Raw genomic sequence first — 12,052 nt, 5'->3', positions numbered from 1 at the left:
TGTACGCGGTCCGTACGGGGAAGGGCCGGGCCCTCCCCGTACGGACTGCGACTCACGGGCCCGCCCAGGGCCCGTCCCGGGACGCATCTGCTCGTAGGTGATGATCTCCAGCCTGATCTCGTCCCTGTCGTAGCCGACGGCGGTGTCCAGGCGGGTGAGCGGCCGGTGCAGGTCCTCGTACACCCACCAGTCGCCGACCGGACCGTCGTCGCGTCCACCGAGATGATCTTCGGGAAGGGCTCCATGCGCTCCACGGACACGCCGACCTGATGGGCCGCCAGCTATCGTGCGGGCATGGACGTGGGACACGGCCCGTGCGCGCGCCGGGGAGCATGCGACGGGGCGTGGTTCCCGAATCGTTGTCGAGGGCTTGTGCAGAGCGTCACCCACTGCTGACGAGTCCGCCCGAGACAAGGCAGACTGTTGAGCGCGATACCAGCGGTACCGCGCCATCCGGATGCACACCGCACTTCGGCGCACGGGGGACATTCGGGCGCGGGCACCACCGGCAGGATCCGCAGCCGAGCGGGACCGGCAGGCGAGCAGGACAGGGGGCATCAATGGACCGTGACAGCGGGCCACGCGTGCGCGTACCGGAGCAGCGTGCTCCGGAGAAACCGGGTACGGCGGACGCTCTCAGGTTCACCGTGCTCGGCCCCGTACGGGCCTGGCGGGGCTCGGAGCTGCTCTCGTCCGGGTCGCCCCAGCAGCGTGCCCTGCTGACCGCGTTGCTGCTGCGCGAGGGCCGGACGGCCACGGCGGGTGAGCTGATCGACGCGTTCTGGGGCGAGGACCCGCCCTCGCAGGCGCTGGCCACGATCCGGACGTACGCCTCCCGGCTGCGCAAGATCCTCGGCCAGGACACGCTGGTGAGCGAGTCGGGCGGGTACGCGATCCGGATCGACCGGGGCGCGCTGGACCTGACTTTGGCGCAGGACCTGTCGGCCGAGGCGGAGAAGGCGCGGGCAGCCGGGGACCGGTGCCAGGCGCGCACCCTGATCAACAAGGTGCTGGGCCTGTGGGACGGCGAGGCGCTGGCCTCCGTGCCCGGCCCGTACGCGGACAACCAGCGGACCCGGCTGGAGGAGTGGCGGCTCCAGCTCACCGAGACGCGGCTCGATCTGGACCTGGAGGTGGGCTGCCACGCGGAGGCGGTCTCCGAGCTGACCGCGCTCACCGCGGCGCACCCGCTGCGGGAGCGGCTGCGCGAGCTGCTGATGGTGGCGCTGTACCGGAGCGGCCGGCAGGCGGAGGCGCTGGCCGTGTACGCGGACACACGCCGTCTCCTCGCCGAGGAGCTGGGCGTCGACCCGCGCCCCGAACTGGCCCAGCTCCAGCAGCGGATCCTGCGCGCGGACGACGAGCTGGCCCGCCCGGCGGACGAACCGGCGCCCGCGCCCGCGCCGTTGAAGCCGGCGCAGCTGCCCGCCACCGTGCCCGACTTCACCGGCCGCTCGGCGTTCGTGGCGGAGCTGAGCGGCCGGCTGGCCACGGCGGAGGGCTCGGTCATGGCGGTCTCCGCGGTGGCGGGGATCGGAGGCGTGGGGAAGACCACCCTGGCCGTGCACGTCGCGCACCAGGCCCGTAAGCACTTCCCGGACGGACAGCTGTACGTCGACCTCCAGGGCGCGGGGGCGCGGGCGGCGGAGCCGGAGACGGTCCTCGGCTCGTTCCTGCGCGCCCTCGGCACGGCGGACTCGGCGATCCCGGACACGCTGGACGAGCGGGCCGCGCTGTACCGCTCGACCCTGGACGGCCGCCGGATCCTGATCCTGCTGGACAACGCCCATGACGCGGCCCAGATCCGCCCGTTGCTGCCCGGTACGCCGGGGTGCGCGGCGCTGGTGACGAGCCGGGTGCGGATGGTGGACCTGGCCGGGGCGCATCTGGTGGACCTGGACGTGATGTCGCCGGAGGAGGCGCTCCAGCTCTTCACCCGGATCGTGGGCTCGGAGCGGGTGGGCTCGGAGCGGGAGGCGGCCCTGGACGTGGTGGCCGCGTGCGGCTTCCTGCCCCTGGCGATCCGCATCGCCGCCTCCCGCCTGGCGGCGCGCCGCACCTGGACGGTGTCGGTCCTCGCCGCGAAGCTCGCGGACGAGCGGCGCCGGCTGGACGAGCTCCAGGCGGGGGACCTCGCGGTGAAGGCCACGTTCGAGCTCGGCTACGGCCAACTGGAACCGGCCCAGGCCCGGGCCTTCCGCCTCCTGGGCCTGGCGGACGGGCCGGACATCTCCCTGGCCGCGGCGGCGGCCCTGCTGAACCTGGACCCGCACGTGGCGGAGGACCTCCTGGAGGCCCTGGTCGACACGAGCCTGGTGGAATCCGCCGCCCCGGGCCGCTACCGCTACCACGACCTGGTCCGCCTCTACGCGCGTGCGTGCGCGGAACGGGACGAGCGGGCGGCGGAGCGGGAGTCGGCGTTGTCGCGGCTGCTGGACTTCTATCTGGCTACGGCCGCGGGGGTGTACGCGCTGGAGCGGCCGGGGGACCGGCTGGCCGATCACCGGGAGCCCACGCAGTACAGCGGGCTGACGTTCGCCGACCGGCACAGCGCTCAGGACTGGCTCTACACGGAGGCCAACTCCCTGCTCGCCTGCGTACGTCAGTCGTCGGGGCCCGGTGCGGTGCGCCGGGCGGTCGATCTGCTCTGGGCCACCAAGGACCTCGCGGAGTCGGGCGCGAACTCCAAGCAGTACGAGGCCGCGGCGATCACGATGCGCGATCTGGCGCGGTCCAGCGACGACGCGCGGGCCGAGGGGCGGGCGCTGATCACGCTCACCAACGCACGTCTGGTCGCGGGCCGTTTCGACCAGGCGGAGCGGGACGCGCAGCGTGCCATGCGGCTCGCCCGCGCCGTGGACGATCCGCTGCCGAGCTGCTGGGCTCCGAACGACCTCGGCATCATCGCGCTGTACCAGAACCGCCATGCGGAGGGGGAGGCGTATCTGGAGCAGGCCATCGCCAACTTCCGGGCCGACGGCAACCGCCCGGGCGAGGCGAGCGCCCTGTGCAACCTCTCCCGCATCCATCTGGCGATGGGGAACACCACGAGCGCGGTGTCCCTGGCCCAGCAGGGCATAGACATCTACGACGAGCTGGGCCACGCGCTGCGCGGTGCGAACGGCCGTTACGCTCTCGGCCTGGCTCTCACGCAGAGCGGCCGGTTCGCCGATGCGACGGAGCAACTCCACAACGCGCTGGCGGTGTTCCGGGACAGCCGACAGCGCCTCTGGGAGGGTATGGCGACGTTCCGTCTCGCGGAGGTGGATCTGGCCGCCGGTCTTCCGGCTCAGGCCGCCACGAAGGCCGAGCAGGCTCTCGCGGTGCTGCGCGGCATCGGAGGGGAGTGGCGGCGCGGCAATGTCCTCACCGTCCTGGGCCAGGCACTCAAAGACATCGGCCAGCCGGGTCGGGCCCAGGTGTGCTGGCGTGAGGCGCTGGACATATACGAGGCGCTCGGTTCGGCGGAGGTCGAAGCCGTACGGAAGTTGCTGGCGCCGACGCTGCCCGCGTGAGCCCGCGAGGCGTTCATCATTCGTTTATCGCGCCCCGACATGGTGGTTCCAGTCGTTCCGTCGCGTCGGGGGGCAGACGGGCCGGCCTCGGCCGCAGAGGTAGGTTGAGCGGCCGAACGACACCTGCCCGGCAACCCGACGGGGGAGTTGCCGGGCGGGCTCGTCGAGTCCGAGCACAGCCATTCAGGGAGCTGGAGAACACCATGAGCGATGCGCAGAAGAAGCCGGTCGTGAAGCCGCTCGACAACCACGCCACCGGCGGGGAAGCCACGACGCAGGACAACCACGCGACAGGTGGTGTGCTGAAGCCGCTGGACAACCACGCCACCGGTGGCACGGTCAAGCCGCTCGACAACCACGCGACGGGCGAGCCCGCCTAGACCTTCCCGACGGGGATACGGGGGAAGCGATCACGGCAGCGCCGAGGGGGAGCCGCCGCGGTCGCGGTACGGGGGAATGTGTGAGGGGCCCGAGACGGGGGAAACGCTCGGGCCCCTCACGCGTGTCCGGGCGACGCCGGCCTTATGGCAGAGAAAATGCTACCGGGGAGCCTCGGGTGCGGTGAGCGGGTGTGCCGTGCGGTCAGACCACCTTGGCGGTCACTTCGCAGCGCTTGACCCGGGAGACCTTGCCGGGGCTCTCCATCCGTACGGTGAGTCTCCGGAAGTCGCCGCCGTCGAGGGTCGTGGTGGCCTCGGCCGTGTCCACGGTCTTGCCGAGGGCGTCGACGAACCGCACGTCGATCTCGTACTCCTGGGTGTACCGGTCGTTCGCCTCCACCTCGATCAGCGCCGAGGTGACCGCCTTGCGCTTGCCCTTGCGCGGCGCCGCACAGCGGATGACCCGGACGGCGGGTGCGCCGTCGGACGCGGTGGGCGTCGGGGTGGCATAGGAGCCGGACGAGCCGGAGGACGAGGAGTCGTCGCTGTCGTCGTCGTAGTCGTGGTCGCGGTAGCCGTCGTTGCTCTTCTTCGAGCTGGAGCAGCCGCCGCCGCTCGAACTGCCGCTCTTGCTCTTGCCGCTCTTGCCGCCGCTGCTGGAGGTCGAGAATCCGGTGAGCGCGAGCACCACCACGACCAGGACCGCCGCGAGCTTCATCTGTCGCCGCATCATGGATGCAGCCCCCCTTGCGTTTCGTTGCCGTATGTCGGGCCGGTGGCGTGCGTTGTGACCCTCAGCTTGCCGTGCGGGACCCCCTGTTCAGGTCATGACCCTGTCACGGTCCGGTCATGGTCTGCGTGGCGGGGGTGATCGTCCCGGCGTAGCGTCGGTGACGGGGGCCGTTCGCGTACGCCCCTGGAGGCTGACGATGATCCGCAACGTCCTCGGCTCCGCCGTCGCCCTGGCCGGGGCCGCCTCCGCCGTGCTGAGCCCGTTCCGCGACTGGTACGGCGGGCGGGCCGGGCGCGACTACCGGGTGGCGGACCTCTTCGAGGGGATCACCGCCGGGGAGTCGGGGGTGCTGGTCTCGATCCTGCTGCCGTTCCTGGGGGCGGCGCTGCTGGTGGTCCTGGGCATGGTGCTCCGCTCGCGGCTCGTGGTCGCCCTCGCGGGCCTGGTGGTGCTGGGCTTCACGATCCTGTGGATGGTCCGGCAGGGGCAGGCGGCGGGGTCGCTGGTGGTGGGCGGGGACGGGGCGGGGTTGCAGGTGGGGGTGGTGAACGCGCTGGCGGGCGGGGTGCTGATGCTGATCGGGGCGTTGTTGATGAGCGGCCGGCGGAGCCGGCGGGAGCGGAGGACGGTGCGGGGGCGGGAGCCGGTGGAGCCGTTCGCCGTGCCGGCGGCGGATCAGGTGGACACGTGGCCGCCGACACAGGAGCCGGGGATGTCCGTGCAGACGTCGCCGTGGCCGGAGCCGGAGGTGGACCCGTACACGGGGCCCGATCCCCGTGATCCCCGTACGCGGTCGTATCCGCAGGCCGCCCCGCACCCGGAGGACGACCCCCGGGACCCGGTACACCCGCCGCAGCCGCCTCCGTCCCCACAGGGCTGACGCCCGCCCCCGCCAAGGGTTTCCGTCCTCGTACGCCGGGACGGGCCGGGAGGTCGTCGGACGGGCTTGCCCGGGCCTCTCCCGCGATCGAGGACAGAAGGGCGATCGGGTCAGGTCCGCGCGCGGTTCCCCGTGCCCGTCCCCTTCAGCGCGTCCAGCGCGTACACGCACCGGTCCTTGCTGCACGCGTACACCACGCCCGCCCGCGCCACCGGCGATCCCGTGATCTCGCCGCCCGTCGCCAGCTTCCAGCGGAGCTGGCCGCCCGCCGCGTCCAGGGTGTACAGCACATGGTCCGCCGAGCCGAAGTGGACCCGGCCGTCCGCCACCACCGGCGCGCCCACCACGTCGCCGCCCGCCGCGAAGCGCCACTTCGGGGTGCCGGTGACCGCGTCCAGGGTGTACAGCGCGCTGCCGCTGCCGACATGCACGTTGCCCACGGCGACCAGCACCGGTTCGATGGAGGAGCGGGCCTCCGTGGCGATCCGCCACCGGTCCTTGCCGGTCGTCGCGTCCAGCGCGTACACCGTGCCGAGGTAGTCCGCGAGGTACACCCCGCCGCCGGTCACCGCCGGGCCCGGCGCGAACGCGGGCGGGGAGAGGAAGACCGCCGGGGCCTCGAAGTGCCAGCGCACCCGGCCGGAGCCGGTCTCCACCGCCAGCACGCGGGTGCCCGCCGCGATGTAGACGTAGCCGTCGTTGGCCGGGGTGACCCGGACCGGGACGCCGCCGCAGGAGGCCGCGTCGCCGATCGGGTACGACCAGCGCTCCAGTCCCGTCCGGGCGTCCAGCGCGCGCAGCCGGGCGTCCTGCCAGACGTACACCGTGCCGTCGTGGATGACCGGCCCGGCCTCCGCCGTCTCGAAGTCGGTCTGCGCGCCGGTGACTTCCCACAGCTTCTCGCCGTTGGACGCCTCCCAGCCCTGTACGCCGCCGCCCCGGGTCGCGGTCAGGACCGTGCCCCGGTCGGCCTTGAGGGCGTACACCCAGGCGTCGGTCGACAGGCGCCACTGCTCGGCGCCGGTCGTGGCGTCCAGGGCGTACAGCGAGGGACCGTCCGACGCGTGAATCCTGCCGCCCTCGACGGCCATCGCCCAGGCCACGTCCCGGGTCTTGAACTGGCGTCGGCCGTTGCCCACATCCAGCGCGTGGACCTCGAAGGACGTCACGTACAGCAGATCGCCGGAGACGACGGGCGTGCCCCACACGTCGTTGGACATGCGGAAGCGCCAAGGCCGCCAGCGGTCGGGGGCGGGGGCCTCCGGGGCGGGGCCGGGGGCCGGGACGGGGGCGGTCGGAGCCGTGGCCGCCGCCGCGGCCGACGAACCGTTGCCCCCGGCGGGCGGGCGGACCCAGCCGGTCGCGGGGGCCGGATGCGCGGCGGCCGCGCCGCGCCCGTCCCCCGCACGCGGACCGGGCCCGATCGGCACCTTCGCGCCGGGCAGCCGGACCGGCCCGCTGTCGGGTGCGGCGGACGGTCCCGCCGAGGGGGCCGGGGCGGGCCCGCCGGACATCGGCGAGGGCGAGGCCAGCGGGGAGGGGGAGCGCAGATCGGCCCCGCTGCGCCAGGCGGGGTCCCGCTCCGGGGCCCTGGGGGGCTGCCGCGGGGGCGGCGGGGGCGACACCGGGGCCGCGGGCGGCGCGGTCCGCCCGCCGCCCCTGCGCGCCTCGATCATCGCGGTGGCCCGGGACGGCAGCCAGGCCGACGCCGTACCGCTGTCGTCGCCGCCGGAGGCGAAGAGGTGCGGGGCGAGCTGGGCCTGGAGATCGGCGGGGCTGGGCCGCTGGGTGGCGTCCATCTGCATGCAGGACTCGATCAGCGGCCGCAGGTCGTCGGGCAGCCCTTCCAGGTCGGGGCCCTCGCGCAGCAGCATGAACACCGTCTCGACCGGGTTGGCCCCGTGGAAGGGGGCGTGCCCGGTGGCGGCGAAGACGAGGGTGGAGCCGAGCGAGAAGATGTCGCTGGCCCCGGTGACGCTGCGGGAGTCCCGGGCCTGCTCGGGCGACATGTACGCGGGCGTGCCGACGGCGACGTTCGTCATGGTCAGGCGGGTATTGGAGACGCCGGACGCGATGCCGAAGTCGATCACCCGGGGCCCGTCCTCGACGACGAGGACGTTGGACGGCTTCAGGTCGCGGTGGACCAGGCCCGCGCCGTGGATGGACTGGAGGGCCTCGGCGATGCCGGCGGCCAGCCAGCGCACGGCCTGCGTCGGCATGGGCCCGCACTCGTTCACTATCTCCTCGAGCGAGGGCGCGGGCACATAGGCAGTGGCGAGCCAGGGCACGGCGGCGCGCGGGTCGGCGTCGACCACGGCGGCGGTGTAGAACCCGCTGACGGCGCGGGCGGCCTCGACCTCTCGCGTGAAGCGGACCCGGAAGAGCTGGTCCTCGGCGAGCTCGGTCCGCACCGTCTTGATCGCCACCCGCCGGCCGGACGCCGAGCGGGCGAGATAGACCAGCCCCATGCCGCCGGCCCCGAGTCGTCCCAGCACCTCGAACGGGCCGATCCGTCTCGGGTCGTGCTGCGTCAGCTGCTCCACCACTTGCCTGCCACCTCCCCGTACGGACCTCGGCGACGAAGTCCGCGAATTACCGCCCGGTCGAATCCCGCCCTGCGCGCACCCCGATTCTTCCTGGCCCGGGCCCCGGTTGCGAACCCGGGGGCGGATCGGGGTGTCCCATGTCACTTCATCCCGTATGCGTCCACACCGGGTCCGCCCGCACCGGTCAGGGGAGCAGTTCGCTGGGCTGCAGTACGGCGAAGGCGGCCCCCTGGTCGTCGTGGAGCACGGCCATCCTGCCGTAGGGGATGTCGAAGGGCGGCTGGGCGACCCGGCCGCCCAGCTGTACGGCGAGTTCGGCGGCGGCGTCGCAATCGGCGACGGCGAAGTAGATGAGGAAGTAGCTCGGCATCTCGGCCGGGAAGGCGTCCGTGATGACGCTGCGGCCGCCGACGGCGGTGTCCGGGCCCGGTTCGACGCCCTCGGGGGACCACATCCGGAAGTCGACCAGCGCTTCGGTGTCGTCGGAGACGTCGTGGCCGGCCTCGTCCAGGTCGGTGCTGTGGAAGCCGAAGACCTTCTCGTAGAAGGGGTCCACGCGGTCCGGCTGCCGGGTGTAGACCTCGGTCCAGCAGAAGGAGCCGGGGTCGTTCTGCTTCTCGAAGCCGGCGCGCTCCTCCGGCTGCCAGAGCCCGAAGACCGCGCCCCCGGGGTCGGCCGCCTCCGCCACGATGCCGGCGCGCCCCGCTCGTACCGGGTCGGTGATGATCTGGCCGCCGTGCTCGCGGATCGAGGCGACGGTGGCCCGGATCTCGTCGGTGGAGAAGTAGACGCCCCATGCCGTGGGCATCCGGCCGTCCTTCTTCGCGGCGAGCGCGGCGACCAGGCGGCCATCGCTGAGCGCGTCCGCGAAGGGCATTCCGTCGCCCGCGCGGAAGGTCCAGCCGAAGAGCCCGCCGTAGAAGCGCTTGCCCGCTTCGAGGTCGGAGAGCTGCACGTCCGCCCAGCACGGCGCGGAATGCGCGAATACGGCCATGGGACCGGGTCCTTCCGTAGCGGTGACGCCCGTCACAGTCAACGTAACGTCGCCCCGGGCCCCGCGCGCCCCGAGGCGCGGCGCACGCACAGCCGATGCACGGCGAATACCCCCATAGGGAACATGCGACCGACCGGTGAAGGGGGCGCCCAGCATGTGGACGAAAGTTGTCCACCGAAGTTATCCACAGGCTGTTGATAACATTTACCGTACGTAACACCCCCAGCTCCGCCGCCTTCGCGGGCGGCGGCCGAAAACCGCCGCTCCCCGCCCCCGCACACCCCGCCGGTCCTGCGCCGTTCCCCATTTGCAGTCGGCCGAATCGCGCTCTCATCCCCCCTCGGTAAGCTGACGGCATGACAGGACAAGTACGCACCGTCGACGGCCGCGTAGCCGGTCGACGCGGTCAGGCGACGCGGCAGAAGCTGCTCGACTGCCTCAGCGAGATGCTCAGCTCCTCGCCGTACCGGGACGTCAAAGTCATCGACGTCGCCCGGAAGGCCGGGACTTCACCCGCGACTTTCTACCAGTACTTCCCCGACGTGGAGGGCGCCGTCCTCGAAATCGCCGAGGAAGTCGCCAAGGAGGGTGCCGGACTGACCGAACTGGTCGCCGGACGCTCCTGGGTCGGCAAGGCCGGCTGGACCACCTCCGAGCAACTCGTCGAAGGATTCCTCGACTTCTGGCGGCACAACGACGCGATCCTCCGTGTGATCGACCTCGGCGCGGCCGAGGGGGACAAACGGTTCTACAAGATCCGCATGAAGATCCTGAACTCGGTCACCAACTCCCTCACGGATTCGGTGAAGGAGCTCCAGAGCAAGGGCAAGGTCGACAAGGACGTCAGCCCGGCGGCGATGGCGGGCTCCCTGGTGGCGATGCTGGCCGCGGTCGCCTCGCACCAGAAGGGGTTCACCACCTGGGGTGTGAAGCAGGCCGAACTCCGGCCCAATCTCGCCCTGTTGGTCCACCTCGGCATCACCGGCAAGAAGCCGACGAAGTAGGCCCGCCCCCGCCACGTCCTGTCTCACCGACGGCGGACCACCCCACGCGCCCCTGCGGGTGGTCCGCCGTCGGCGTCCCCGGACGTTCTCGGCGGCCTTCCCCGCGCCGCCTCCCCGCCTCCCCGCCGCACCCCCGGCCCCCGCCGCACCCCCGGCCACCGCCGCCCCTCCGCTACCGCCGCTCCAGCCGGAACAGCCGGATCTCCCGTTCCACCCGCCGCTGGTACGCCGTGCACGGCGGCCAGAACGCGAGCGCGGCCTCCCACACCCGGACGGTCCGCCCCACCGCCCCGTACGGTCCAATGGCCCCATGGCCGACGACGACACCGCCCAGCGCCCCTTCCGCGAGCTCCTGCACGCCCAGCGCGTCTGGGACACCGAGCTGCCCGCCTTCGATCCGGAGTCGGCCCCGCCCGCGCCGCTCGCCCTCTTCCACGCCTGGTTCGCCGAGGCCGTGGCGGCGGGGCAGCCCGAGCCGCACGCGATGGCGCTGGCCACGGCCGACGCCGAGGGCCTCCCCGACGTACGCACGCTGCTCCTGCACGGCGCCGACGAGCGGGGCTGGCACTTCGCCTCCCACGCCACCAGCGCCAAGGGCCTTCAGCTCGCCGCCCGCCCGCACGCCGCGCTCGGCTTCTACTGGCCCGCGCAGGGCCGGCAGGTACGGGTCCGGGGTCCGGTCGTCCCCTGCACCCCGGCCGAGAGCCACGCCGACCTGCACGCCCGGTCCACCGGGGCGCTGGCCGCCGCACTGACCGGGTCGCAGAGCCAGGTCGTCGGCTCGGTGGCGGAGCTGCACCGGACGGCGGACGCGGCCTGGGACCGGGCGGTGGCGGAGCCGGACACGGAGGCCCCGACCTGGACCCGGTACGTCGTCGAGCCGGCCGAGGTCGAGTTCTTCCAGGGCGACGCACGACGCCGCCACATCCGGCTGCGCTACCGCCGTGAGGCGGGCGCGGGGAGCGGGGGCGACTGGACGCGGGAGCTGCTCTGGCCCTGACCGGCACAGGAAGCTGCACACGGCACGTTTATCCGGTTCTCACCGCAAAGGGGCACTATGGGAGACAGCTGAGCTGTTGGGAGGCACCGATGCCACGAGCCCGCTCCCGTTACGCCCCCGACCGGGGCCTGACCGGCCGCATGGTCACCACCATGTTCCTGATCGGTCTGCTCTACGTGGTCTTCGTGGGCGTTCTCCTCGCGGCCCTGAGGGGCTCCTGGCCGATCATCCTGATCATCACGGGCGGGATGTTCATCGCCCAGTTCTGGTTCAGCGACCGCATCGCCGCGTACGGCATGGGGGCCCGCGAGGTCACTCCCGAGCAGGCTCCCGAGCTGCACGGCGCCATCGACCGCATCTGCGCGCTGGCGGACATGCCGAAGCCGAAGGTGGCGATCGCCGAGAGCGACGTACCGAACGCGTTCGCCACCGGCCGCAGCGAGAAGACGGCCCTGGTCTGCGCGACGACGGGCCTGCTGCGCCGACTGGAGCCGGAGGAGCTGGAGGGGGTCCTCGCCCACGAGATGTCGCACGTCGCGCACCGGGACGTGGCCGTCATGACCATCGCCTCGTTCCTGGGCGTGCTGGCGGGGATCATCACCCGGATCGCCCTGTGGGGCGGCTTCGCGCGCAGCCGACCGGGCAACGACCCGGCGGGGATTCTGCTGCTCCTGATCCCGTTGATCAGCGCCGTCGTGTACGCGATCAGCTTCCTGCTGACCCGGCTGCTCTCCCGCTACCGCGAACTCTCCGCCGACCGGGCCGCCGCCCTGCTCACCGGCCGTCCCTCCGCGCTCGCCTCGGCCCTCACCAAGGTCAGCGGGCAGATGGCCCGCATCCCGACGGAGGACCTGCGGAAGGCGGAGCCGTACAACGCGTTCTACTTCATGCCCGCGTTCTCCGCGAAGGAGAGCATGGGCCGGCTGTTCTCCTCGCACCCGACGCTGGAACAACGCCTGGACCAGCTGTCCCGCATCTCCACCGACCTGTCCCGCTGAAC

At 72.8% G+C, this 12,052-nt stretch carries 9 protein-coding genes and 2 pseudogenes; 6 read left to right on the top strand and 5 right to left on the bottom strand.

Translation table 11 applies throughout. The features are described from left to right. Positions 1–72: 72 nt before the first annotated feature. Positions 73–453, bottom strand: a pseudogene (locus CCZ36_RS36975) (hypothetical protein); the annotation flags it as partial. A 107-nt stretch (positions 454–560) separates the two neighbouring features. Here CCZ36_RS36975 and CCZ36_RS20720 point away from each other — a divergent pair. Together CCZ36_RS20720 and CCZ36_RS34835 are read left to right on the top strand one after the other, a co-directional pair. Further along, on the top strand, positions 561–3,515 hold the full coding sequence (locus CCZ36_RS20720; RefSeq protein WP_069740580.1) for an AfsR/SARP family transcriptional regulator: 2,955 nt from the start codon (positions 561–563) through the stop codon (positions 3,513–3,515). A 203-nt stretch (positions 3,516–3,718) separates the two neighbouring features. Further along, positions 3,719–3,895: a hypothetical protein gene (locus tag CCZ36_RS34835; RefSeq protein WP_007451789.1), complete on the top strand. Its 177-nt coding sequence runs from the start codon at positions 3,719–3,721 to the stop codon at positions 3,893–3,895. A gap of 202 nt (positions 3,896–4,097) precedes the next feature. On the opposite strand, the gene CCZ36_RS20715 is transcribed toward CCZ36_RS34835, so the two are convergent. Further along, the gene (locus CCZ36_RS20715; RefSeq protein ID WP_128818326.1) at positions 4,098–4,628 is read right to left on the bottom strand and encodes a hypothetical protein; all 531 of its coding nucleotides are present in this window, start codon (positions 4,626–4,628) and stop codon (positions 4,098–4,100) included. 196 nt (positions 4,629–4,824) lie between these two features. Between CCZ36_RS20715 and CCZ36_RS20710 the strand changes: the two genes are divergently transcribed. Beyond that, positions 4,825–5,508, top strand: a complete 684-nt coding sequence (locus CCZ36_RS20710) for a hypothetical protein (RefSeq protein WP_128818325.1) — start codon at positions 4,825–4,827, stop codon at positions 5,506–5,508. A 110-nt stretch (positions 5,509–5,618) separates the two neighbouring features. On the opposite strand, the gene CCZ36_RS20705 is transcribed toward CCZ36_RS20710, so the two are convergent. Both CCZ36_RS20705 and CCZ36_RS20700 read right to left on the bottom strand, forming a co-directional pair. Continuing rightward, positions 5,619–8,054, bottom strand: a complete 2,436-nt coding sequence (locus CCZ36_RS20705; RefSeq protein ID WP_206515759.1) for an outer membrane protein assembly factor BamB family protein — start codon at positions 8,052–8,054, stop codon at positions 5,619–5,621. A 184-nt stretch (positions 8,055–8,238) separates the two neighbouring features. Beyond that, positions 8,239–9,048 carry a VOC family protein gene (locus tag CCZ36_RS20700; RefSeq protein WP_128818324.1) on the bottom strand — a complete coding sequence of 270 codons (810 nt, stop codon included), beginning with the start codon at positions 9,046–9,048 and terminating at the stop codon, positions 8,239–8,241. A 356-nt stretch (positions 9,049–9,404) separates the two neighbouring features. Between CCZ36_RS20700 and CCZ36_RS20695 the strand changes: the two genes are divergently transcribed. Further along, positions 9,405–10,052, top strand: coding sequence for a TetR family transcriptional regulator (locus tag CCZ36_RS20695; protein WP_006126763.1), 648 nt, complete (start codon positions 9,405–9,407; stop codon positions 10,050–10,052). A gap of 172 nt (positions 10,053–10,224) precedes the next feature. Here CCZ36_RS20695 and CCZ36_RS20690 read toward each other — a convergent pair. Beyond that, positions 10,225–10,323: pseudogene (locus CCZ36_RS20690) on the bottom strand (nitroreductase family deazaflavin-dependent oxidoreductase); the annotation flags it as partial. A gap of 39 nt (positions 10,324–10,362) precedes the next feature. Between CCZ36_RS20690 and CCZ36_RS20685 the strand changes: the two are divergent. Next, complete coding sequence (locus tag CCZ36_RS20685; protein ID WP_069741016.1) at positions 10,363–11,052, top strand: pyridoxine/pyridoxamine 5'-phosphate oxidase; 690 nt, start codon at positions 10,363–10,365, stop codon at positions 11,050–11,052. Positions 11,053–11,141: 89 nt separating this feature from the next. Then, the gene (gene htpX, locus CCZ36_RS20680; protein WP_069735281.1) at positions 11,142–12,050 is read left to right on the top strand and encodes a zinc metalloprotease HtpX; all 909 of its coding nucleotides are present in this window, start codon (positions 11,142–11,144) and stop codon (positions 12,048–12,050) included. Positions 12,051–12,052: the final 2 nt, after the last annotated feature.

It is taken from the genome of Streptomyces sp. S063 (assembly GCF_002832675.1).
GTDB classification, from domain to species: Bacteria; Actinomycetota; Actinomycetes; order Streptomycetales; family Streptomycetaceae; genus Streptomyces; species Streptomyces sindenensis.
This window is presented reverse-complemented; position numbering and strand designations above follow the sequence as displayed.